A 21378-nucleotide genomic window follows, 5' to 3' on the forward strand; every position below is an offset into this window, starting at 1 on the left:
ATGGCCGGCAGCGTCCTGGACTGGCGCGTCTATGGCCGCGCGCCGAGCCTGGACACGTTCTGGGACGAGGCCGGCAATCTCGGCCGGGCCGCGGCCGGCGCCGACGACATCGCTGCGGTCCAGGCGCGGCTGGGGATCGAACTGCCGCCGTGGCTGCGCGTCCTGTACGCGCGCTACGACGGCGGCGCGGTGCGGATGGCGCGGGCCGCGTCGCTGCACAGCGAGGACTGGATCGACGCCGACTGGCTGGTTCCGCGCGCGCGGCTGCTGCCGCTGGCCGAGTGGTTCTCGCTGGCGGAGCTGCGCCGGCGCGAGGACTACCGCGACGACGCCTTCGCTGCGCTGGCCGCCGACGACAGCCGCCTGATCGCGATCGCCCTGGGCGAGGACAACGGCACTCTCTGCCTGGACTACAGCGCCGGCGGCGAACCGCGCATCGTGCTGACCGACCAGCGCCAGCGCCTGCGCGAGTATCCCGATCACACTGCGTTCCTGGCCGACCTGGTCGAAATCCAATACTGGAACCCGGCCCTGCAGGCGCGCCACGACCCGCGGCAACGGCTGCGCTGCGATCCGCGCCCGCCGAGCCTGGACACGTTCTGGAGCGGCCCGGGCTACTGGGCCGACGCCGCCGCGCCGGCCGACGAAGCCGCGCTCGCCGCCGCCGAGGCGCGCCTGGGCCTGCGCCTGCCCGCGCTGCTGCGCGCGCTGTACCTGCGCCAGGACGGCGGCAGCACCGAATTCGTCTGGGCGCCGCTGCGGCGTCAGCCGTCCTGGCACCTGTACGACTGGGAAAGCGTCGTCCCCGGCGACAGCGTGGCCGCGCTCGCCGACCTGCGCACGCTGGCCGACTGGGCCGCAGATTTTCAGGGCAGCGATGCGCTGTACGGCTTCGTCCGCAACTACGCCGGCTGCGAGCGCCTGTTGATCCTGGCCTCGCACAACATCGAATGGCTGCTGTGCCTGGACTACCGCGAGCGCGGTCCGCAGCAGGAACCCGAGGTCGTCTATTTCGAATACTTCGGCGAACTGGTGGCGAACTATCGCGCCCGCGACTTCCACCGCTTCTTCGCCGACCTGCGCCGGGGCGAACTGGAGTAGCCGCGGCCGGCGTCCGGCGGTTCGCGCCGCGGCGGGGCGGCGCACTTGTCCACAGCGCGCGCCGCGTCGATCCGATGGCTCGCGCCACTGCGCCCGCGCCCCGTCCCATGCGAACATAGCCGCATGAACGATCAGCGCATCATCGGCTCCGGCGCCACCCGCGAAGACGACGCCCTGGAGGCCTCGATCCGGCCCAAGCGCCTGGACGAATACCTCGGCCAGCAGCCGGTGCGCGAGCAGCTCAAGATCTACATCGAGGCCGCCAAGCACCGCGGCGAGGCGCTCGACCACGTGCTGATCTTCGGTCCGCCGGGCCTGGGCAAGACCACGCTGAGCCACGTCATCGCCAACGAACTGGGCGTCAACCTGCGCCAGACCTCCGGCCCGGTGATCGAGAAGGCCGGCGACCTGGCCGCGCTGCTGACCAACCTGCAACCGCACGACGTGCTGTTCGTCGACGAAATCCACCGCCTCTCGCCGCTGGTCGAGGAAGTGCTGTACCCGGCGATGGAGGACTACCAGATCGACATCATGATCGGCGAGGGCCCCGCGGCGCGCTCGATCAAGATCGACCTGCCGCCGTTCACCCTGATCGGCGCGACCACCCGCGCCGGCCTGCTGACCGCGCCGCTGCGCGACCGCTTCGGCATCGTCCAGCGGCTGGAGTTCTACAACGCCGAGGAACTGACCAAGATCGTGCGCCGCTCGGCGCAGATCCTCGGCATCGCCTGCGAGGCCCAGGGCGCGGCCGAGATCGCCAAGCGTTCGCGCGGCACCCCGCGCATCGCCAACCGGCTGCTGCGGCGGGTGCGCGACTACGCCCAGGTCCGCGCCGAGGGCCACATCGACCGCGCCGTGGCCGATGCGGCGATGGCCATGCTCAAGGTCGACCCGGAAGGCTTCGACGACCTCGACCGGCGCCTGCTCAAGATCATCATCGAGTCCTTCGACGGCGGCCCGGTCGGGGTGGAATCGCTGGCGGCCGCGCTGAGCGAGGAACGCGGCACGCTCGAGGACGTGATCGAGCCGTTCCTGATCCAGCAGGGCTACCTGATCCGCACCGCGCGCGGCCGCATGGCCACCTCGCGCGCCTACCGCCACCTCGGCCTGGACCCGCGCGAGCGGCCGGGCGAGCCGGGAGAATTGTTCTGATGGCGACCGTTTCGACGCCCGCCGCGGCCGGCCCGCGCGGAGATCGCGCATGAGCGCGCCCGAGCCGGGTTCCGGCGCGGTTCCCGGCTTATTCAGTTGGCCGACACGCGTCTATTGGGAAGATACCGACGCCGGCGGGCTGGTGTACCACGCCCAGTACGTGGCCTTCATGGAGCGCGCGCGCAGCGAATGGGTGCGCGCCCTGGGCTACGGCCAGGACGGCCTGCGCCGCGAGCACGGGCTGCTGTTCGTGGTCGCCGGCATGCAGATCGGCTTCCTCGCGCCCGCGCGGCTGGACGACGAACTGCAGGTCACCGTGCAGCTCGTGCGCTGCCGCCGCGCCAGCCTGGTCTTCGCCCAGCGGGTGATGCGCGGCGCGCAGCGGCTGGTCGAGGCCGAAGTGAAGGTCGCCGCGGTCGACGCGCAGCACCTGCGCCCGTGCCCGATCCCGCCGGCGCTGCACGCGCAGCTGCAGGCGCAGGAAGCGCCGCAACCGGACGCGTTGCAGGCGGCTTCACGCACCCGGTAGTAAAACCCGCGCCATCCCGATCCCCAGCTTCGCCCCCACCCTGCTTCAACCCCAAGCGCTCCAACCCCACGCGCTCCAACCCCACGACACCCTGCGGCCCGTTGACTCCCGACGCGCCGCACGCCCCACACAAGCCCGCGCGCCGGGCGACGGAGAACCGAGCATGACGTCATCGCTGATCGCGCTTCTGGCCACGACTGTGCAAGCCTTGCCGGAGGAAGCCACCCAGGCGGTGACCCAGGGCGCCGCCGCCGCCGGCCAGGCCGCCGCGGAATTCAGCCTGCTGGACCTGGTGATCAAGGCCAGCCTGCCGGTGCAGTTCATCATGGCGCTGCTGGTGGTCGCCTCGCTGACCTCGTGGTTCATCATCTTCCGCAAGTGGAAGGTGATCCGCCGCGCCAAGGCCGAGGCCGATCATTTCGAGGAACGCTTCTGGTCGGGCGCCGAACTGTCCAAGCTCTATGCCGGCACCACCGAGCGGGCGCGCAACATCGGCGGCCTGGAGGCGATCTTCGAGGCCGGTTTCCGCGAGTTCAACCGCGTGCGCCAGCGCCGCGGCGTCGACGCCCGCGCCCAGATCGAAGGCGCCCAGCGCGCCATGCGCGCGACCGGCTCGCGCGAGGTCGACGGCCTGGAGCACAACCTGGAACTGCTGGCCAACATCGGCTCGACCTCGCCGTACATCGGCCTGGTCGGCACCGTGTTCGGCATCATGGTGACGATGCACTCGCTGGTCTCCGCGTCCAAGCAGGTCGGCATCGCCGACGTCGCCCCGGGCATCTCCGAGGCGCTGCTGGCGACCGCGATGGGCCTGTTCGTGGCGATCCCGGCGGTGTGGGCCTACAACCGCTTCGCCACCGGCGTGGAGCGGCTGGCGGTGCGTTACGACGCGTTCTCCGAGGAGTTCTCCTCGATCCTGCAGCGGCAGGCCCACCTGGACGAGTGATGCGGGCGATCCCTTCCGCACCGCACAGCCCGCGCCGCGGGCGCGCGCCGAGCGCTACGACGGCGCCGCGCCCCGCCTGATCAGGCGCCACCAGAGGAACCCGCCATGTCCGGCACCATCCGCCGCCCCAACAAGCGCAAGCTCAAGGCCGACATCAACGTCGTGCCGTACATCGACGTCATGCTGGTGCTGCTGATCATCTTCATGGTCACCGCGCCGCTGCTGACGCTCGGCGTCGACGTCGACCTGCCCAAGTCCAACGCCAAGTCGAGCAACACCAAGACCGATCCGGTCGTGGTCCAGGTCGACGAAGCCGGCAATTTCTTCCTCACGGTCAAGGCCGGCAACAAGGAAGCGGTGACCGCGCAGGACCTGGCCGCCAAGGTCGGCGCCATCGTCAAGCAGAACGACAAAGAGAAGCTGCAGGTCTACATCGCCGGCGACGGCCGCGCCAACTACCAGCCGGTCATGGATGCGATGAACATCCTGCAGAGCGCCGGCGTCGAGAAAGTCAGCCTCATCAGCCAGCCCGAGAAGGGCAGGAAATGAGGGAGACCCGCGCCGACTCGGTCCAGGCCGCGATCCTGGTCGTGCTGCTGCACGGCCTGCTGATCGCGGCGTTGATCGTCAGTGCGCTGCTGAACTGGAACAGCGGCGCGGTGTCGGCCGCCGGCTCGCCGGTGTCGACCGAACTGGCCGAGATGAGCGACCTGTCGGCGGCGATGCAGCGCACCCTGCGCAGCAAGGTCGAGCCGGTCCCGCAGCCGCAGCCCGAGCCGGAGCCCGAAGAGGCCGAGCCGCTGCCGCAACCGGTCGCCGAGCCCAAGCCGCAGGATGCGGTGTCGCCGCAGCAGCAGTCGCCGCAGGACTTCATCCCGGTGCCCGACGCCACCAGCCAGGAGCAGGTGGTCGACACGCCGACGCCGAATCCGGCCGAGGACAAGAAGCTGCAGGACGCCAAGGCGCGCCAGGAACAGGTCGACCTGACCGAGCAGAAACGCCAGGAAGAAGCGCAGCAGAAGCAGCGCCTGGCCGAGCAGCAGGAAGCCGAGCGGCAGAAGAAGCTCGAGGAGATCCGCCGCGAGCGCGCGCGCCTGCAGCGCGAGCAGAACCTGGCCGAGCAGAAGCTGCAGCAGCTCGCCGACCGTCGCGCCAGCCAGGCCAGCCAGACCGCCGCGGCGACCGCGCCGGCGCAGCAGGCCGGCAACCAGGGCACCGACACCGGCCTGCTCGCGCGCTACCAGGCGGCGCTGCAGTCGGCGATCAAGAACAAGTGGACCCGCCCGGATTCGGTTCCGCTCGGCGCGGCGTGCCGGCTCAACATCCGCCAGTTGCCCGGCGGCCAGGTGATCGCGGTGGAAGTGATCGAGCCGTGCGCCTACGACGAGGCCGGCCGACGCTCGGTCGAGGCCGCGGTGCTCAAGGCCCAGCCCTTGCCCTACGCCGGCTTCGAGAGCGTGTTCCAGCGCAGCCTGATCCTGAACTTCCGCGCCGAGGACCGCTGATGCGCGCCGCGGCCCGCTCGTTCGCGCGCATCGCCGCCGTGGCCGCCGGCCTGGCCGCGATGCCGGCCCTGGCGGCCGAGATCGGCCGCGCCTGCGACACGCCCGAGCACTGCCTGCCGCAAAACCAACTGCGTTACTACGAAGTGCTGCGCCAGGCCATCGGCCAGCACTGGCAGGCGCCCGCCAGCGCCGCCGCCGACAGCGCCTGCACGCTGGAGCTGACCCAAGCGCCGGGCGGCAAGCTGGTGTCGGTGCGCACGATCCAGCCCTGCGACCTCGACCCGGGCGACCGCGACAGCCTGCTGGCGGCCGCGCGCGCGGCCAGCCCGCTGCCGTACCAGGGCTACCAGCAGGTGTTCCGGCCGGTGTTGCGGCTGAGCCTGCGCGTGGCCGAACCCGACGATCCCAAGGAACGGGAAGAGAGCCGGCTCAAGCGCTGGTGGCAGCGCATGCGCGATCGCTGAACGCGGCGGCCGAACGCGCCGCCGCACGGCCGCGCCGTGTCGGCTCGGGCCGCTGGCTGAACGGGCGGCCGGGCGGGCAGGGCGCTTGCCCCGCCGCGTCGCTTGCTGCCGATCGCGGGCGTTCGCTGCACGTTTTGTGCGCCATTCGCCGGCGTCCGGACGCCGCTAACGCACTGAAACGTAAATTGACGCCGGGTTTTGAGCCCACGTTCACCCAACAGCGTTAACAATGCCGAACCTGAACAAACCCCCGTTGGATTCTCACGGAGTGCCGATGAAACGACCCCTGCGCTGGCTGGCCACGCTGCTCGCCGTCCTGCTTCCCCTCGCCGCGTCTGCCCAGCAGAAGGGGTTGGAGATCGACATCGTCGGCGGCCTGGCTTCGGCCACTCCGATCGCCGTGGTGCCCATGCCCTACCAGGGCGGCGGCGCGGCTCCGCCGACCGACATCGCCGAAGTGGTCCGCAACGACCTCAACCGCTCCGGCCAGTTCCGCGGCCTGCCGGTCGAGCAGATGGCGGCCAAGCCGACCCGCGGCAGCGAGATCAGCTTCCCCGACTGGCGCGCGCTCAACCAGGACTTCATCGTGGTCGGCCGCGTGCTCGACGCCGGCGCCGGCAGCTATCGGGTCGAGTACGAGCTGTACGACGTGGGCAAGCAGCAGCGCCTGCTCGGCTTCGCCCTGACCGCGCGCGCCAACGCCATGCGCGACGTCGCCCACCAGGTCGCCGACGCGGTCTACGAGAAGATCACCGGCGTGCGCGGCGCGTTCTTCACCCGCATCGCCTATGTCACCGCGACCGGCGTCGGCCGCGGCAGCAACTACGCGCTGATGGTCGCCGACTCCGACGGCTACAACCCGCAGACCGTGGTGCGCTCGCCCGAGCCGCTGCTGTCGCCGTCGTGGAGCCCGGACGGCAACCGCCTGGCCTACGTCAGCTTCGAGGGCGGCAATTCCTCGATCTACATCCAGAACATCGGCACCGGCAGCCGCGAACTGGTGGCCAAGTTCCGCGGCATCAACGGCGCCCCGGCGTTCTCGCCCGACGGCCGCCGCCTGGCCCTGACCCTATCGCGCAGCGGCAACCCCGAGATCTACGTGATGGACCTCGGCAGCAAGGCGCTGACCCAGCTGACCAACCACTTCGGCATCGACACCGAGCCGACCTGGTCGGCCGACGGCAACAAGATCTATTTCACCTCCGACCGCGGCGGCAAGCCGCAGATCTACTCCGTCGCGACCAGCGGCGGCAGCGCCACCCGGGTCACCTTCCAGGGCAGCTACAACGCCAGCGCCAGCGTGTCCTTCGACGGCAAGAAGATCGCCACCGCCCAGGGCGCGGGCAACACCTACCGGATCGCGATGATGGATTCCAGCACCGGCGGCGCCCTGTGGAGCACCCTGTCGCCGGGCTCGCTGGACGAATCGCCGAGCTTTGCCCCGAACGCGTCCATGATCATTTATGCTGCGCGCGAAGGACGCCGTGGCGTGCTCTATGCCGTTTCCGCCGATGCCCGGGTGCGCCAGCGCCTGGTGCTCGCCGACGGCGACGTGCGCGAACCGGCCTGGGGGCCCTACCGCCTGCCGCGCTGACGCGCCGGCGGGCCCTCATCGCGCCGGCTCGCAGCCGCGCCGGTAGCGCCGAGCACCACGCCTGCAACAGCTCCCCGAACGACTCCTGCCCCACGTTACACACTGACGAGGAATACCCATGAACAACGCTGCCCGCATCCTGCTCGCCGCCGTGCTCTGCACCGCGGCCGTCGCCTGCTCGAAGAAGGTCAAGGAAACCGCGCCGACCGATACCGGCCCGGGTTCGACCACCACCCAGCCCGGCGACAGCACCGGCCCGGTCGCCTCCGGCGCCTACGGCCCGAACGACCTGGACACCGACGCCTGCCTGCGCCAGCGCGTGGTCTACTTCGACCTCGACCAGGATTCGCTGAAGCCGGAGTTCCAGGCCATCGTCGGCTGCCACGCCAAGTACCTGCGCGACCGTCCGTCCTCGCGCATGACCCTGGAAGGCAACGCCGACGAGCGCGGCAGCCGCGAGTACAACCTGGGCCTGGGCGAGCGTCGCGGCAATGCCGTGTCGTCGGCCATCCAGGCCAACGGCGCCTCGGGCAGCCAGATCACCGTGGTGTCCTACGGCGAAGAGCGTCCGGTCTGCACCGACTCGAACGAAGACTGCTGGGCCAAGAACCGTCGCGTCGAGATCGTCTACACCGCCAAGTGATCGGCGGCTCGACTTTCCGAAGCAACCCAGACGAGGCTGACCCGCGATGCTGAAGTCCGCAGAGCGCAAGTTCGTACTAGCCTTGGCAGTCGTGGCGGCCCTTGCGGCCGCCACGCCCGCTTTTGCCCAGCGCGCGAGCCTGGCCGACCGGGTCGCGGTGCTGGAACAGCGCGCGTCCGACAACCAGGCCAACATGGACCTGCTCAACCAGGTCAACCAGCTCAAGTCGGAAATGCAGGCGCTGCGCGCGCAGGTCGAGGAATTGCAGCAGCAGAACCGCCAGCTGCAGGAATCGGGCAAGGCGCAGTACCTGGACACCGACAACCGCCTCAACCGGCTCGAAAGCGGCGCGCCCGCCGCCGCCGCGCCGGGTCCGCAGGCGTCCGCCGCCAAGCCTTCGCCGCCGTCGCCGGCGGTGAAGGACAGCGCGCCCAGCGTGCACGGCGATCCGGGCCTGCTGGCCCAGGGCGGCGACGAGCGCGCGGCCTACGACGCCGCGTTCAACGCGCTCAAGGGCGGCCAGTACGTCGAATCGGCGCGCCTGTTCCAGGAATTCCTGGCCGCGCACCCGAACGGCACCTACACGCCCAACGCGCTGTATTGGCTGGGCGAGAGCTACTACGTCACCCAGAACTACCAGCTCGCGCAGGAGCAGTTCCAGTCCCTGCTCGACCGCTATCCGACCCACGACAAGGCCGCCGGGGCCCTGCTCAAGGTCGGTCTGGCCCAGTTCGGGCTGAAACAGGTCGACGCCGCCGAGCGCACGCTCGCCGACGTGGCCAACCGGTATCCCGGTACCGACGCCGCGCGCACGGCCGCCGATCGCCTCAACGCGATCCAGCTGAGCCGGCTGCGCAACTGAGTCCCATCGTGAACGCTGCCGTTGTCTCCGAGACGGCCGCCGCGCCGTCCTCCGAGCGCTTGCGGCTGACCGAAATCTTCCTGTCGCTGCAAGGCGAATCCGACAGCATCGGCTGGCCGACGGTGTTCGTGCGCCTGACCGGCTGCCCGCTGCGCTGCCAGTACTGCGACACCGCCTACGCCTTCCACGGCGGCGAGTGGTGGACGTACGAGTCGATCCTGGCCGAGGTCGCCAGCCACGGCGCCCGCCACGTCTGCGTGACCGGCGGCGAGCCGCTGGCGCAGAAGCGCTGCATCGAGCTGCTGAAGCGCTTGTGCGACGCCGGCTATGAGGTCTCGCTGGAGACCTCCGGCGCGATCGACATCGGCCCGGTCGATGCGCGCGTGTCGCGCGTGCTCGACATCAAGACGCCCGACTCCAAGGAAGCGCACCGCAACCTGTGGAGCAACCTCGCGCTGCTGAGCGCGCGCGACCAGATCAAGTTCGTGATCTGCAGCCGCGAGGACTACGAGTGGTCGAAGGCGATCGTCGCCGAACACGGCCTGACCGCGGTGTGCGCGGTGATGTTCTCGCCGAGTTTCCACCAAGTGCGCCCGCGCGACCTCGCCGACTGGATCGTCGCCGACCGCCTGCCGGTGCGTTTCCAACTGCAACTGCACAAGATCCTCTGGGACGACGAACCCGGGCGCTGAGCGCCCCGGCGCTTCACGCCCATGTGGTAGGGCCTTGAGCGGCCCGACGCTGCGCGCTCCTGTGGAAGGACCTTGAGCCGCCCGGCGCCGCGTGCTCTTGTGGGAGGGCCTTCAGGCCCGACGCCTTTGTGCCAGATCGCCGTGCCACGACCGACGCCCGCACGACGCGCCGACCATCCTCGCGCCGCCGCCCCCCTTGCACAGGACGACGGCGCGAAACTCCGCGCGCATCGCATCGCTCCCGCTGCGATGCCCTCAAACAAGCCATCATCGAAGCGGCCCGCGGACACGGTCGGGCGCGCACCGCCCGACCGAGCCCTTTCGCCCAAGCCCGCTCAGCCGCGGTCGGCGTTCATGACCTTGGCCCAGGCGCGGACGAAGTCGTCGACGAACTTGCGCTTGGCGTCGTCGGACGCGTAAACCTCCGCCACCGCGCGCAGTTCGGAGTTGGAGCCGAACACCAGGTCGACCGGCGTCGCCGTCCACTTCGCCGCGCCGGACGCGCGGTCCTTGCCTTCGTACAGACCCGGCGCCGCGGCCGACTTCGACCACACCGTGTCCATCGACAGCAGATTGACGAAGAACGCGTTGTCGAGCTGCCCCGGCGTAGCGGTGAGCACGCCGGCGGTCGAGCGGCCGGCGTTGGCGCCGATCGCGCGCAGGCCGCCGACCAGCGCCGTCATCTCCGCCACGGTCAGGTCGAGCGCATCGGCCTTGTCGACCAGCGCCGCGGCCGGATCGAGCCCGGCCGCGGCCGTGTAGTAGTTGCGGAAGCCGTCGGCCTTGGGCTCGAGATGAGCGAAGGAGGCGACATCGGTCTGCTCCTGCGCGGCATCGACGCGGCCCGGCGCGAACGGCACCGTCACCGTGTAGCCGGCCTTGGCCGCGGCCTGCTCGATGCCGGCGTTGCCGCCGAGCACGATCAGGTCGGCCAGCGAGACCTGCTTGCCGGACTTCGCGAACTCGCGCTGCACCGCATCGAGCTTGTCCAGCGCCTGCGCCAGCTCGGCCGGATCGTTGACCGCCCAGCCGCGCTGCGGCTCCAGCCGCAGGCGCGCGCCGTTGGCGCCGCCGCGCATGTCGGTGCCGCGGAAGGTCGACGCCGAGGCCCAGGCGGTGCGCACCAACTGCGGCGCGGTCAGGCCCGAGGCCAGCAGCCGCGCCTTGAGCGCGCGCTGGTCCGCCTCGCCGAGCGCAGCGAAGCCGGGCTTGGGCAATGGGTCCTGCCAGCCGAAGGTCTGGCTGGGCACGTCCTTGCCGAGGTAGCGCGCCTGCGGCCCGAGATCGCGATGGGTGAGCTTGAACCACGCGCGCGCGAACGCGTCGGCGAACTCCTGCGGATTCTCGTGCCAGCGATCGGCGATCTTGCGGAAGCCGGGGTCTTCCTTGATCGCGATGTCGGTGGTGAACATGATCGGCGCGTGGGTCTTGCCCTTGATGTGCGCGTCGGGCACCAGCCGCGCCGCGGACGCGTCGGTCGGTATCCACTGGGTCGCGCCGGCCGGGCTCTTGGTCTTGACCCAATCGAAGCCGAGCAGATTGTCTAGGTACTGGGTGGTGAACTTGATCGGATTCGCCGACCACGCGCCTTCCAGCCCGCTGCTGACGGTGTCTTCGGCATTGCCCTTGCCGCACTTGTTCTCCCAGCCCAGGCCCTGTTTCTCCACGCCCACGGCGGACGGTTCGGCACCGACGCATTGCTCCGGCTTGTGCGCGCCGTGGGCCTTGCCGAAGGTGTGGCCGCCGGCGATCAGCGCCAGCGTCTCTTCGTCGTCCATCGCCATGTTGCCGAACGCGCGGCGGATGTCGGCGGCGGCGGACATCGGATCGTGGTTGCCGTTGGGGCCTTCCGGGTTGACGTAGATCAGGCCCATCTGGGTCGCGGCGAGCGGGCCCTTGAGGTTGCCCTTCGCGTCGCGGCGCCGGTCGGTCATCATCTTGGTTTCCGGCCCCCAGAACACCACGTCCGGCTGCCAGGCATCGACGCGGCCGCCGGCGAAACCGAGGGTCTTGAAGCCCATGTCCTCGAGCGCGACGTTGCCGCTCAGCACCATCAGGTCGCCCCACGACAGCTTGCGTCCGTACTTCTGCTTGATCGGCCACACCAATCGGCGCGCCTTGTCGAGGCTGACGTTGTCGGGCCAGGAGTTGAGCGGGTCGAAGCGCTGCTCGCCGCCGTCGGAGCCGCCGCGGCCGTCGCCGACGCGATAGGTGCCGGCGCTGTGCCAGGCCATGCGGATGAAGAACGGGCCGTAGTGGCCGTAGTCCGCCGGCCACCACGGCTGCGAAGTGGTCAGGGTCTTGCGGATGTCGGCCTTGACCGCGTCGAGGTCGAGGCTGGCGAATTCCTTGGCGTAGTCGTAGTCCGCGCCATAGGGGTTGGACTGCGTCTCGTGCTGGCGCAGGGCGGACAGATCCAGCGTCTGCGGCCACCAGTCGCGGTTGCCCATCGCCGCCGGCGCGGTCGGCGCGGGGATCTGGGCCGGCGCGGCCGCAGCGTGCGACGGGGTCGGCGTCGACGACACGGCGATGATGGCCGAAGCCAGGATCGATACGGCGATTGGGTGGCGCATGGTTGCCTCCTTCAGGCAGGAAAATTCCGCGAGATGCCGCGGTCGCGGCCTCGCGATCGTCGCGGTGTCGGCCGCGGCGGGTCAGTCGGCCGGCTGTTGCAGGTAAGCGATCAGCGCCGCGCGATGTTCGGCCTTGGCCAGGCCGTTGAAGGTCGGACACATGCCCGGATGCGTGGTCCGCGGCGACTCCAGGAACGCGTCGAGCCTGGCCGGGCTCCACTTGAAATCCTGGCCGCGCAGTTCGCTCGCATAAGCGAAGTGCGGCAGCGACGCCGCCGCGCGGCCGACGATGCCGTTGAGGTGCGGGCCGGTCGCCGAGCGGTCGGCGGCATTCGTCGAATGGCACGCGGCGCAGCGGATGAAATGCCGTTTGCCTTCCTGCGCCGACGCCGCCGGTCCGGTCGACGAGGCGACGGCAGGGAACAGCGCGATGGCGATGGACATCATCGTCGCCGGCAATGGATACCGCCTCATGCGCTCGCCCCTGGTTGCGTCGGATCGAGCGTTCGCTCGAATGGGCGCCATGATTAGGCCCGCGTGGCCATCGGGAAAAATTGATTGTTCCGATGAAGGCTATCGACGGTTTCTATGAAAAAGTTTTCCAATGGACGAACGACGCAGGAAATGCGCGCGGCGTAGCGGAAATTTTCCGCATGCATCGACAAATGAACGATGGCGGCCGCGGTTTTCGATTCGCGCGCTCGCGTGTGCGCGTGCGCGGATTCGAGAGGTTCATCGGTAGTCGCTCGTGACGAAGCTTACAGGTTGCGCGGGCTCGGGTTCGCGCGTTGCGGACGGATGCTGCGATGCGTGCGCGCATTTGCGCCGGGTCGGATGCGGTTGCTCGCCGCGCCGACAGCGAGGGGCACGCCGGCGTCGCTTGAAGCGAGCGCGGCTACGGGTCGGGTCGTCGCGACACAACAAGCGCGTCGGACTTCCCACGCCGGCGGCGCGGCTGGCTTTGCGCCCGGGCAAGCCGGTTCCGGGCGGGGCGACATCGATGCGCCGATGCCGCGAGCACGCACCCGCAAGCGGCCACGAATCCGCCAGCCAGCCGGCCAAGGCAGGCATGAACGCCGCGGGCGCGGTTGCGGTAACCTTGCGCGGGACATCGGGCGCCCGTGCGCCTCGGCGTCCGGCGGCCCCTGGCTTGGGATCGCGCCGCTGCGGGGCCGCCCGCGGCGGGCCCGAGCTTCGCCGCGACGCCTCGGAGCCCTGCGCTGCCGCGGCGCGCCCGCGCAGGGCCGGCCGAAGCCTGGTGCCCAAGCCGGCGCCTTCGCCCGGAACACCTAAGTTATTGATCAACCTGATATGCCGGGTGGCGCACCTGCCGCCGAACCCGCTGCCGGAGTCTTGTCGAAATGAAGAAAGCCGTCGTCCTCGTCTCCGGAGGCATGGACTCCGCCGTCGTTGCCGCCATCGCCCGCGAACAGGGTTTCGTCGTGCACGCGCTGAGCGTGCGCTACGGCCAGCGCCACACCTCCGAACTCGACGCCGCCGCGCGCATCGCCGAATCGATCGGCGCGGCCGCGCACAAGACCGTCAGCGTCGACCTGCGCAGCATCGGCGGCTCGGCCTTGACCGACGAGAGCATCCAGGTGCCGCTCGACGACGACGGCCACCCGGTCGGCCAGGACGCGGCCAAGGACGCGATCCCGGTGACCTACGTGCCGGCGCGCAACACCATCATGCTGTCGATCGCGCTCGGCTGGGCCGAGGTGCTCGGCGCCAACGACATCTTCTGCGGCGTCAACGCGGTCGATTACTCCGGCTATCCCGATTGCCGGCCCGAGTTCGTCGAGGCCTTCGAGCGCCTGGCCAACCTCGCCACCAAGGCCGGGGTCGAGGGCGCCGGGCTGCGCGTGGTCGCGCCGCTGCAGTTCCTGAGCAAGGCCGACATCGTGCGCGAAGGCGTGCGCCTGGGCGTGGATTTCGGCCAGACCGTGTCGTGCTACAAGGCCGACGACGCCGGCCGCGCCTGCGGCCACTGCGACGCCTGCCGCCTGCGCGCCGAAGGCTTCCACGCCGCCGGCGTGGCCGATCCGACCCGCTACGTCTGAACAGGCGCGGGGCAGGGGCCTGACTCGGGCCCCGTCCTGGGCTAGAATGCCCGGCTCCGGCGCGTCCGGAGCCTTGCAGCCACTGCAACGGGTCGTTAGCTCAGTCGGTAGAGCATCGGACTTTTAATCCGCTGGTCGATGGTTCGAATCCATCACGACCCACCATTCCCCGCGGTCCAACCGCGTCTGTCCGCCACACCCCCTCACGAAAGGCCTTGTTTTCGGCCTTTTCGTCGCGGGCCTGTGGACTCGTCAAACATCCATAGCCCCTGGTTCGGCGAAAATTTCGCCAAGTTTTCTCTGTTTTCTCCCTTCCTGTGGACTGCAGACCAATGGATGGGTTTCGGCGGGGTTACGGATCAATGGGTTACGGCTGGTCTTTTCAGCGAGTTTTATCGCGATCAAAATGTCGTAACGAATTGCAACTAGCTACCAGGGATGGAGATATGAATGCCGACGACAGAACCGTGTACGGGCTCGAAGCTCCGCTGCGACTGCTGGCATCGCATGCCATAGCCAATCCCGGCTTCCAGTCGGAGCGCCGCGGCAAATTCGTTGCTAAAGGAGCATCGTTCAAGGATCAGCCCGCTGAGATTGACCTCCGAGGTCTCACCATCCTTGGGGTCCCGCTGGTGAAATTCACCATGAAATCGGCAGGTGATGATGAGCAGCTACTGACGATCAAATTCGACTGTGCCAAGACGGAAGCCGATGCGTACGGCTTCCTTCAACAACTCGCTGACGCGTGGTCGGCCTCGTTGGCGGTTGGCCAGCCTGATCCGTGGTACGGCAACCTCTACGTGGATATTCGATGGGCCGGCGTGCAGCCGCTCAAAGCACAACAGAGCGGTGCGATAGACATACGGACGTCGATGGAGATGACCACGACGGATGGCGTACCCGTCGACTCCAAGCGCTTATCAGGCTTACGTTGGTCTCCGCTCACCGACGTGTTCGTGGAGGGTATGAAGGCACCACAGCCAAAGTCGAAGTTCCTGTTCTGGTTCGTCATTTTGGAGGAGCTGGAGAAACGCACGGAATTCCGCTCATTGTTCAATCCGATGTTTGAGCCTGAGCAAAAAGAAGCGCTGCGGGATGTTGTGCGCTTGGACAGTGCAGCTTTACAGCGCCTAAAAAGCCTTCTGGACAATCCGGATGCTACTCGCGAGAGCCGAGCGGTGAAACTTTCCCGCATCCTTGATGAGATAGGCTGTTCAAGTGTCGCTGGGTTGAATATATCCACCCTTGTAGATGAGGCTTGCTGTCGCAAATTGATCGCGCAACGCAACTTGGTCGCCCATAAGGGAGGCAGCATCGACACTGACTTTCTGTACTCGGTGCTTTTCCCTCTCAGCATAGCCGCGCTGAACTACATCCTAGACCAAGAGGCGGAGAGTGCAACGGAATCCGAATCCTAAACGCCGTACAGCGCGAGCAGGACGGGAGCCGTGCTCGGACGCAACTAGCTCCTATTGACAGTCAGTCTGGTCAGTAAACTTGAATGGAGTTGATATGGAGCTACTCGAATTGTTGCAGTTGGTGGAGAAAGGTCCATTTACTTTCCACATCAGAGATTCAGAGTTTTCAGATGTGCTTGATCTTATCGATGGTCAGGCGAGCGGGGCCTTTAACCACATCACGCGGAGCATCGATTCAATGCGAGATGGTGATATTGGCGAGGTGTATTTAAGTGTTCAAATCAACGGGCTGTCCTTATTTGGCGAGCATCTTTTGCTGAGCTTGGACAAGCGCGCCTCCAACTCCTAAGAAAGCTCGCCGCGAATTTGGTGCAGACAAGGCGTGGTAGACGACGCTAGTTCTTATTTCTGGGGTATGAGATGACTGATAACGAGAAAGTCAGGCAGTCGCTCCACACCTTGCTGACTCAGGCAGAAATCGACTTCGAAATGTGGAAGGCAATGCGTAATGCGCGAGCTGATCCCGAAGTAACTGTGATGCTAAATCGAAGGTATGCTCGATTCTACATTGCAGCCGAAAATGGTCTCTTTAATTCTTTAGTTACAATTCTGTATAAGTTGTTCGAAACCCGTCCCGATACCGTGAATTTCCGTCAGCTTATCAAGATGCTTCCGGAAGATATGGATTCGGGCATAAAGGAGGAAATAGATGCGCTGATGCGTGTTACAAAAGAGACCTGGCTAAAGGTGGTCCAAGTTCGAAATAAGGTTGTCGGCCACCAATCCATGATTGAAAGCGTTGAAGATGTGTACCGCGAGGCGGGTATTTCGATTTGTGAGCTAGAAGAGATGGTCAAGAACGCACAAAAGCTTCTTGTACTAGTGGCCGGAAAATTCCACGACACGCATGTTGTCTTCAACTTGAAAGGTACGGCCGCATTCGACAATCTTCTCGGTGATCTTCGCGCTAGTCCGGCGTGGCGTCCAGGTCGAAATAGCTAAGTGCCAAGCATTTTCCAGGGGATATCAGCTGCTAGCTAGCATAGGAGCGCAACCTGAGGCATGGCCGGGGTCGTGAATTTCGGTACGAGAATGCGCGGTGCAATTGACGCATGGCGATTTCCAGCTAGCTGCAGAAGGCAGACCCGGCCACCTTGGCGCCGTCAAGCAATCTGGGGCGCTAGAGGGCGCTTAGCCACCAGTAAACAGAAGATTGGCTCCTGCATCATGCCCCTCGCCCCGCGCACAGCGGCGTCAGCCTCGCTTGACGAGTGTTCGTTTACCGATTGAATCTGTTTTCCGCGCAGTCGGCCTCGCCAAGCCTGGGACCAGGAAGTCACTGGGATGCTGTCCAAATCTGATCTTCTTGGCGAGCCAACGCGGCATGCTCCCTCGGCCTGACCAGGTGTTGCGCTCGTTGTCTGGGTTGCGGTACTTGGGCGCGATCTTGGCTGGCTTGCGGCGTGCTCCCCGCTTCCGTCGGATCGGAGGGGCTGTAGGCTGCTCGCCAAAGAGTTCTTCTATCGTGTAGCCATGTTTTGCAGCAAGAGCGACCGCTTGCCGACGCACCGAAGCGGCAGGGCGACGCTTTGATAGGAGTTGCTTTCGCTTCTCCGCAGAAGTAAGAAGGGACGTCAGCTCCCGTAAGCTAAGTTCGTCGATATTGAAGTTCATGCTTTCCAGATTCCAACTCCGCCCATGCGCCTGTCAAGCAGCCTCGGCTTCAGCCCGGTGGGCGCCAGGTGTCATGCGACGGCAATTTAACGACACGCCGGTAGGATAAGAGCCTCCCTTCCGAGAAATGTCGTGACCGAATCGGCGATCCGTGGCACCTGCCATTGCGGCACGGTAGAAATCGTCCTGAGCGCATTCCCGCCGACGATCACCGAATGCAATTGCTCGCTGTGCCGCCGGTACGGCGTGCTTTGGGCCTACGTCGAAACTGACCAGGTGTTGGAACTTCCCGATCCCAGCCTTACAGACGCTTATGCGTGGAATGGCCGAAATGTGGACTTCCTCCGCTGCAGAGACTGCGGCTGTATCACCCATTGGGTGCCACGAAAGAAGGGGCGAACTTCGCGCGGGATCAACGCGAGAATTTTCGATCCAGAGCTGGTGGCGCAGAGCAAGCGCATTCTTCGCGACGGCGCCAACAAGTAGTTTCAGCGAGGGGCAGTGGCATCGCGAGTCTGGGGCGCCAGTATCGACTAGCGCCACTCGCCTCGACGTCCAGCGAGCAGCTTGGAGCCTTTCCGTGGCGCATAATATCAATGGTAGAACGTGGCCTCTTGCATGATGCACTTCGCCTCACTGAGCTTCGCATCGCGCTTTGTCATGCCGCTGAGGCTAGCTCTACGTGAAGCCTGTAGCTTTTGTGAAAGTGGGATGAGTACGCTCCCCCCGTTGGTCTGGTGCAAAAAGCTCTAACTACACCTATGTAGTCGAATCCTCCATGACTCCCTAGGTGACAAGGGCCTGAGTTAAATTGAGCCGAGAAGTAGCCTCGGCTTGAATGGCTTTTTACGTTACAGACTGTCGCAAGTCGATAGCGTTGATGGATGACGTGCTGACGTGAACAAAGTGGTCTCGGAAGTCACTCGGAACGTCCACCACGCCCCAGGTATGGCACTCAAGGGTTAGCTCGTTATCTCCTACAAATACGACGAAGCCGCAGGTGATGTTGCCGTCCTCTCCAACCAACACAGGGTGCGACAGGGTCGCAGTGGCTTCGGGGAGCCGCAATGCTCCAGCAGCACCGTCAGCGGGTCGAATGGAAGGCCGACTGCTTCGGCTTGAGCGCATAGAAGTCGTCCGCTTCCGACGTTAGAAGAGCCGCCTTCCTTTGGGGACCTACCCGTTGAGCGGGAGCGGCGGTAGCGACCGACGAACGTATCCGATTACAGCAGTCGCACTGACCACACGTCGGCCGGATGCGGCGACCGACGTGGCATCGAAATCTCGCAAGTCGCCAGTGATGATCCACTGCGCCCTTGAATGCGCCCGAGACGAGGGCGCGCGCTCAACTGGATCCATGAGCAGAGGCGGCTGGGATTTCGGTATGCATGACACATAGCCATCGGCCACTGGCCTTAATCCAGGTAGAGCTGTCGTACACGTCCATCTCGTTGGTCTCTCCGTCGATCTCCACTGTTTGCGCTACGCGATAAGTGATGATCGCTACCTGATCCGTCGGAAACAGAACCTCCATGTCCGAGAAACTGTAGTCGACCAGCTTCACTCGGTCGCTGCTCGCCATTTTGATATACGCCGCGCGGTCGAATTTGATGACCCCGTGGGTACTGATCGTGAGGGCCGGTTCGGTCAGCAACTCGGCGGCTATGTTCGGTTGCCCGTCCAAGATGGATTGCCAGAAGGCTTTCTCCAGTCGCTCGATCTCTTCGTTCTGTGTCGAAGTGCCCATGACAGGTCTCCACGTTAAGCGGTGCGTACAGCCCACACCCTCACGCGTTTTCCACTTGTGAGCAGCGCGCGAAACGATATGTAACAACCGGTTGGATGATGCCGAGTCATCACGACATGGGTACGCGCCCGGGTCGAGGCACGCGTCTGTTAACGGTGAGGATTCGTTATGCCAGAACAATCGCGGATCCGTTGAGCCTTGGTCCCCGTCGGGTCGCTCTAAATAGGCGTCCACCACGTTGGAAATCCAAAGCACCCCGCATTAGTGCTACTGCATGGGGGCATAGCAGCGCTCTATTCGACTCTCATGGACGCATTGGCGTTGTCGGAGTCGAATCACGCAAGTTTCGCCATGATCACGGCCGGATCCAACCGACCTCGGCGCAATTGGAAATGCTCAGGTGATACACGTACGGCTCCTCGCCGAGGATTCGGGTCTGATCCGGGTGCGCCGGCGAATACTGCACGCGAACAAAGTAGCGCTGTCCGCCGCTGAGCTGAGCATAGGTTTTCATCGCGATATTTTCGGGCCCGCGCTCGGAATAACTGCAGCAATCTGGATTGGCGCGCTTGAACGATGCGTAGTCGGAATAATGGAAGCCGTTGTCTTCAATGCGTATGACGGCTCCGTCGACACCGGTCAGGCGCTGTATGTTTCGTTCGCGCAGGAAGCTGTAAACCGCACGATTTCGCTCATCTTCTTTGATGAATTCCCACCTCGCAAAGCAAAAGCCGGCGTAGTGCCCGGCCGGGCGACCGAACACAAGCAGCAGCGCCGCCGCGGCGAGGCATAGATACCACCGTCTTGAAGTACCGGTGGCGCGTAAAGGCGTGGTGTCGGGCTTAGTATCCGACATTGGCTGTGGGCTCAAGGGTGATCTTGATCAGTCGACAGACGCAAAGTGCTTCAATGGAAACAGCAATACGGTCATGTGGAGATCCTTCAAGATCAGTGCGGCAAGCAGGAACATACTGACGCCGACGACTGAACGCGGACGCGGCAGGAAGGGGCAGAATGCCGCCAGCGACGCATCTGCACGAAGAGCGCGTAATGTATGGGACCGACGGTTTTTTTGTCTGAAGCGAGTATCTTTACCGATTGTGTGCGCGTTATGGGCTCATCGTGAAGTCCGCCCAGCGTTGCAGGCCCGCGGGCGCCCGCGGCGGTGCCGCGAAAGAGGTCGAAGCGTTCCGGCCAAGGGCCGGAACGGTCCATGTGGTGATGGAATACAGCATCGCTCCCTCGGCGGTGCCGGCGGCTGCGGGGAAATTGCGATGTCGGATTCGCAATACGAGCCCGCCGATGCGGCGCCCGACGAGGCCGCGCTCAAGCGGATCGCGGCGCTTCGGCCGGAACAGCTTCAGGCGATCGATGCGGTGTTGATGAACGCCTGCGATGGTCAGTGGCGCAAGGTGGCCAGCGTCGTCGGCCGCGCGATGGGCTGCATCCCGGACCGGGTTCCTGGCATCCCCGATGGCTTCTACGCCGCGCGCGTTTCCGGGTTGGTGGCGCGTGGGCTGCTGGAGTTCCAAGGCGATCTGTCGCGGATGCGGTACAGCGAAGTTCGGCTGACGATGAAGCCCGCCGGTTCCGTGTAACGGCTGGAGCCGCGGGCCGATACCGTTTCGCCGCCGATGGCGAGCTTGCGCGCGATGGGCAAGCGATGCGCGGGCTGACGAGGCGGACCGTTTCGGCTACGGTGCGAACCAGCGATGCCGCATTGTTCACGCGAGGGATAGCGATTGGTCCGTTCCAGTAAAACAGCGGCTCGGAATCCGACGGCCGGGTCTCCTCCCCCGGAGTTGGCCGCGCGCGAGCCTATTTTTCAGGAGGTGCTCGGCGAGGATTGGCATCGTCTCGGCGGGGTCATCAGGCGCCACTATTTCCTGCGCGCTTTCAGCGACGACTCCATCTGCGTCAAGGGAGTGATGCGCGAGGTCTGGCACAGCGCGATCGCCAAGTGCCTGATCCCGCCCGCGCGGGTCTTCGGCGCGTTGGTGCCTTATCGCGGGACGGACGTGCCGATCGAGGTCCACTACAACGTCAGGCCCGACGACGGGACGATTCATTGGGATCGCGTGTTCCATTTCGCCGGGCGCCCGCCGTTCCATTTCCGCTCTTACATGGAGCATGTCGGCGGCAACGACGTGATCGAGTTCATCCGTTTCGGCGTTGGGATGCGGCTGAAGGTGACCGCCGAGGACGGTGCGCTCGTGTTCCGCGACAAGGGCTATATCTGGCGGATGTTCGGCGTCGACGTGCCTTTGCCGTTGGGGCTCCTGCTCGGCCGCGCCTATATCGAGGAGCGGCCGGTAGATGCCGGGCGCTTCAGCATGCGCATGACGCTGACCCATCCGCTGTTCGGCGAGTTGTTCCGTTACGGCGGCGATTTTTCGGTCGGCGACTGAGCCGGCGCGC

The 21378-nt window shown here is 66.0% G+C and carries 24 protein-coding genes, 1 tRNA gene and 1 pseudogene; 20 read left to right on the top strand and 6 right to left on the bottom strand.

Annotated elements, in window-relative coordinates; genetic code table 11:
• The 11 genes from JHW41_RS05870 (at window position 1) to queE (ending at window position 9488) form a co-directional block, all read left to right on the top strand.
• Window positions 1–1101 (top strand): SMI1/KNR4 family protein, encoded by a 1101-nt coding sequence (locus JHW41_RS05870; RefSeq protein ID WP_250449325.1) that lies wholly within the window; start codon window positions 1–3, stop codon window positions 1099–1101.
• 123 nt (window positions 1102–1224) lie between these two features.
• On the top strand, window positions 1225–2253 hold the full coding sequence (gene ruvB / locus JHW41_RS05875) for a Holliday junction branch migration DNA helicase RuvB (RefSeq protein ID WP_250449326.1): 1029 nt from the start codon (window positions 1225–1227) through the stop codon (window positions 2251–2253).
• A gap of 49 nt (window positions 2254–2302) precedes the next feature.
• Window positions 2303–2782: a tol-pal system-associated acyl-CoA thioesterase gene (ybgC, locus tag JHW41_RS05880; RefSeq protein ID WP_250449327.1), complete on the top strand. Its 480-nt coding sequence runs from the start codon at window positions 2303–2305 to the stop codon at window positions 2780–2782.
• Window positions 2783–2945: 163 nt separating this feature from the next.
• Complete coding sequence (gene tolQ / locus JHW41_RS05885) at window positions 2946–3728, top strand: protein TolQ (protein ID WP_057948748.1); 783 nt, start codon at window positions 2946–2948, stop codon at window positions 3726–3728.
• Between the two features lie 105 nt (window positions 3729–3833).
• On the top strand, window positions 3834–4277 hold the full coding sequence (gene tolR, locus JHW41_RS05890) for a protein TolR (RefSeq protein WP_057948747.1): 444 nt from the start codon (window positions 3834–3836) through the stop codon (window positions 4275–4277).
• Entirely contained in the window at window positions 4274–5233 is a 960-nt protein-coding gene (locus JHW41_RS05895) for a cell envelope integrity protein TolA (protein ID WP_057948746.1), read from the top strand. Before tolR ends, JHW41_RS05895 begins: the two co-directional genes overlap by 4 nt.
• Window positions 5233–5697: a TonB C-terminal domain-containing protein gene (locus JHW41_RS05900; protein WP_250449328.1), complete on the top strand. Its 465-nt coding sequence runs from the start codon at window positions 5233–5235 to the stop codon at window positions 5695–5697. The genes JHW41_RS05895 and JHW41_RS05900 overlap by 1 nt, the downstream gene beginning before the upstream one ends.
• 274 nt (window positions 5698–5971) lie before the next feature.
• Window positions 5972–7291, top strand: a complete 1320-nt coding sequence (gene tolB, locus JHW41_RS05905) for a Tol-Pal system beta propeller repeat protein TolB (protein ID WP_057948744.1) — start codon at window positions 5972–5974, stop codon at window positions 7289–7291.
• Window positions 7292–7409: 118 nt separating this feature from the next.
• Complete coding sequence (gene pal, locus JHW41_RS05910; protein WP_057948743.1) at window positions 7410–7934, top strand: peptidoglycan-associated lipoprotein Pal; 525 nt, start codon at window positions 7410–7412, stop codon at window positions 7932–7934.
• Window positions 7935–7980: 46 nt separating this feature from the next.
• Window positions 7981–8796 (top strand): tol-pal system protein YbgF, encoded by an 816-nt coding sequence (gene ybgF / locus JHW41_RS05915; RefSeq protein WP_138885277.1) that lies wholly within the window; start codon window positions 7981–7983, stop codon window positions 8794–8796.
• A gap of 8 nt (window positions 8797–8804) precedes the next feature.
• On the top strand, window positions 8805–9488 hold the full coding sequence (gene queE / locus JHW41_RS05920) for a 7-carboxy-7-deazaguanine synthase QueE (protein ID WP_250449329.1): 684 nt from the start codon (window positions 8805–8807) through the stop codon (window positions 9486–9488).
• Window positions 9489–9595: 107 nt separating this feature from the next.
• Here the strand turns inward: queE and JHW41_RS26465 are convergent.
• From JHW41_RS26465 to JHW41_RS05930, 3 genes and pseudogenes are all read right to left on the bottom strand, one after another.
• A pseudogene (locus tag JHW41_RS26465) lies at window positions 9596–9724 on the bottom strand (hypothetical protein); the annotation flags it as partial.
• 99 nt (window positions 9725–9823) lie between these two features.
• A complete protein-coding gene (gene katG / locus JHW41_RS05925; protein ID WP_250450795.1) occupies window positions 9824–11938 on the bottom strand; it encodes a catalase/peroxidase HPI in 2115 nt (704 codons plus the stop codon).
• Window positions 11939–12142: 204 nt separating this feature from the next.
• Window positions 12143–12535: a c-type cytochrome gene (locus JHW41_RS05930; RefSeq protein ID WP_250449330.1), complete on the bottom strand. Its 393-nt coding sequence runs from the start codon at window positions 12533–12535 to the stop codon at window positions 12143–12145.
• Between the two features lie 92 nt (window positions 12536–12627).
• Between JHW41_RS05930 and JHW41_RS05935 the strand changes: the two genes are divergently transcribed.
• From JHW41_RS05935 to JHW41_RS05960, 6 genes are all read left to right on the top strand, one after another.
• Window positions 12628–12813 carry a hypothetical protein gene (locus tag JHW41_RS05935; protein WP_250449331.1) on the top strand — a complete coding sequence of 62 codons (186 nt, stop codon included), beginning with the start codon at window positions 12628–12630 and terminating at the stop codon, window positions 12811–12813.
• Window positions 12814–13422: 609 nt separating this feature from the next.
• Complete coding sequence (gene queC, locus JHW41_RS05940) at window positions 13423–14121, top strand: 7-cyano-7-deazaguanine synthase QueC (protein WP_057948739.1); 699 nt, start codon at window positions 13423–13425, stop codon at window positions 14119–14121.
• Between the two features lie 89 nt (window positions 14122–14210).
• Window positions 14211–14286: transfer RNA gene (locus tag JHW41_RS05945), tRNA-Lys, on the top strand.
• A 281-nt stretch (window positions 14287–14567) separates the two neighbouring features.
• Complete coding sequence (locus JHW41_RS05950) at window positions 14568–15539, top strand: hypothetical protein (RefSeq protein ID WP_250449332.1); 972 nt, start codon at window positions 14568–14570, stop codon at window positions 15537–15539.
• 94 nt (window positions 15540–15633) lie between these two features.
• Complete coding sequence (locus JHW41_RS05955) at window positions 15634–15888, top strand: hypothetical protein (protein ID WP_250449333.1); 255 nt, start codon at window positions 15634–15636, stop codon at window positions 15886–15888.
• Between the two features lie 71 nt (window positions 15889–15959).
• Entirely contained in the window at window positions 15960–16541 is a 582-nt protein-coding gene (locus JHW41_RS05960) for a hypothetical protein (RefSeq protein WP_250449334.1), read from the top strand.
• Window positions 16542–16793: 252 nt separating this feature from the next.
• Here the strand turns inward: JHW41_RS05960 and JHW41_RS05965 are convergent, their stop codons facing one another.
• Window positions 16794–17213, bottom strand: a complete 420-nt coding sequence (locus JHW41_RS05965) for an H-NS family nucleoid-associated regulatory protein (RefSeq protein ID WP_250449335.1) — start codon at window positions 17211–17213, stop codon at window positions 16794–16796.
• A gap of 132 nt (window positions 17214–17345) precedes the next feature.
• On the opposite strand from JHW41_RS05965, the gene JHW41_RS05970 reads away from it, so the two are divergent.
• Window positions 17346–17699, top strand: a complete 354-nt coding sequence (locus JHW41_RS05970) for a GFA family protein (protein ID WP_250449336.1) — start codon at window positions 17346–17348, stop codon at window positions 17697–17699.
• 859 nt (window positions 17700–18558) lie between these two features.
• Here the strand turns inward: JHW41_RS05970 and JHW41_RS05975 are convergent.
• Window positions 18559–18960: a nuclear transport factor 2 family protein gene (locus JHW41_RS05975; protein ID WP_078995436.1), complete on the bottom strand. Its 402-nt coding sequence runs from the start codon at window positions 18958–18960 to the stop codon at window positions 18559–18561.
• A gap of 355 nt (window positions 18961–19315) precedes the next feature.
• Window positions 19316–19816, bottom strand: coding sequence for a hypothetical protein (locus JHW41_RS05980; RefSeq protein WP_250449337.1), 501 nt, complete (start codon window positions 19814–19816; stop codon window positions 19316–19318).
• A gap of 418 nt (window positions 19817–20234) precedes the next feature.
• Between JHW41_RS05980 and JHW41_RS05985 the strand changes: the two genes are divergently transcribed.
• Window positions 20235–20558, top strand: a complete 324-nt coding sequence (locus JHW41_RS05985) for a DUF3658 domain-containing protein (protein WP_250449338.1) — start codon at window positions 20235–20237, stop codon at window positions 20556–20558.
• A 204-nt stretch (window positions 20559–20762) separates the two neighbouring features.
• Window positions 20763–21368 (top strand): DUF4166 domain-containing protein, encoded by a 606-nt coding sequence (locus tag JHW41_RS05990; RefSeq protein ID WP_250449339.1) that lies wholly within the window; start codon window positions 20763–20765, stop codon window positions 21366–21368.
• Window positions 21369–21378: the final 10 nt, after the last annotated feature.

The organism is Lysobacter enzymogenes, from assembly GCF_023617245.1.
Classification (GTDB): Bacteria; Pseudomonadota; Gammaproteobacteria; order Xanthomonadales; family Xanthomonadaceae; genus Lysobacter; species Lysobacter yananisis.

Excerpts from the sequence above, each read along its gene's own strand:
- ruvB (WP_250449326.1), top strand. The coding sequence starts at position 1,225 with ATGAACGATCAGCGCATCATCGGCTCCGGCGCCACCCGCGAAGACGAC.
- JHW41_RS05965 (WP_250449335.1), bottom strand. The coding sequence starts at position 17,213 with ATGAACTTCAATATCGACGAACTTAGCTTACGGGAGCTGACGTCCCTT.
- ybgF (WP_138885277.1), top strand. The coding sequence starts at position 7,981 with ATGCTGAAGTCCGCAGAGCGCAAGTTCGTACTAGCCTTGGCAGTCGTG.
- tolQ (WP_057948748.1), top strand. The coding sequence starts at position 2,946 with ATGACGTCATCGCTGATCGCGCTTCTGGCCACGACTGTGCAAGCCTTG.
- JHW41_RS05935 (WP_250449331.1), top strand. The coding sequence starts at position 12,628 with ATGAAGGCTATCGACGGTTTCTATGAAAAAGTTTTCCAATGGACGAAC.
- JHW41_RS05870 (WP_250449325.1), top strand. The coding sequence starts at position 1 with ATGGCCGGCAGCGTCCTGGACTGGCGCGTCTATGGCCGCGCGCCGAGC.
- JHW41_RS05955 (WP_250449333.1), top strand. The coding sequence starts at position 15,634 with ATGGAGCTACTCGAATTGTTGCAGTTGGTGGAGAAAGGTCCATTTACT.
- JHW41_RS05975 (WP_078995436.1), bottom strand. The coding sequence starts at position 18,960 with ATGGGCACTTCGACACAGAACGAAGAGATCGAGCGACTGGAGAAAGCC.
- tolB (WP_057948744.1), top strand. The coding sequence starts at position 5,972 with ATGAAACGACCCCTGCGCTGGCTGGCCACGCTGCTCGCCGTCCTGCTT.
- JHW41_RS05895 (WP_057948746.1), top strand. The coding sequence starts at position 4,274 with ATGAGGGAGACCCGCGCCGACTCGGTCCAGGCCGCGATCCTGGTCGTG.
- JHW41_RS05980 (WP_250449337.1), bottom strand. The coding sequence starts at position 19,816 with ATGTCGGATACTAAGCCCGACACCACGCCTTTACGCGCCACCGGTACT.
- katG (WP_250450795.1), bottom strand. The coding sequence starts at position 11,938 with ATGGGCAACCGCGACTGGTGGCCGCAGACGCTGGATCTGTCCGCCCTG.
- pal (WP_057948743.1), top strand. The coding sequence starts at position 7,410 with ATGAACAACGCTGCCCGCATCCTGCTCGCCGCCGTGCTCTGCACCGCG.
- JHW41_RS05950 (WP_250449332.1), top strand. The coding sequence starts at position 14,568 with ATGAATGCCGACGACAGAACCGTGTACGGGCTCGAAGCTCCGCTGCGA.
- JHW41_RS05930 (WP_250449330.1), bottom strand. The coding sequence starts at position 12,535 with ATGAGGCGGTATCCATTGCCGGCGACGATGATGTCCATCGCCATCGCG.
- JHW41_RS05960 (WP_250449334.1), top strand. The coding sequence starts at position 15,960 with ATGACTGATAACGAGAAAGTCAGGCAGTCGCTCCACACCTTGCTGACT.
- queC (WP_057948739.1), top strand. The coding sequence starts at position 13,423 with ATGAAGAAAGCCGTCGTCCTCGTCTCCGGAGGCATGGACTCCGCCGTC.
- ybgC (WP_250449327.1), top strand. The coding sequence starts at position 2,303 with ATGAGCGCGCCCGAGCCGGGTTCCGGCGCGGTTCCCGGCTTATTCAGT.
- tolR (WP_057948747.1), top strand. The coding sequence starts at position 3,834 with ATGTCCGGCACCATCCGCCGCCCCAACAAGCGCAAGCTCAAGGCCGAC.
- JHW41_RS05985 (WP_250449338.1), top strand. The coding sequence starts at position 20,235 with ATGTCGGATTCGCAATACGAGCCCGCCGATGCGGCGCCCGACGAGGCC.
- JHW41_RS05900 (WP_250449328.1), top strand. The coding sequence starts at position 5,233 with ATGCGCGCCGCGGCCCGCTCGTTCGCGCGCATCGCCGCCGTGGCCGCC.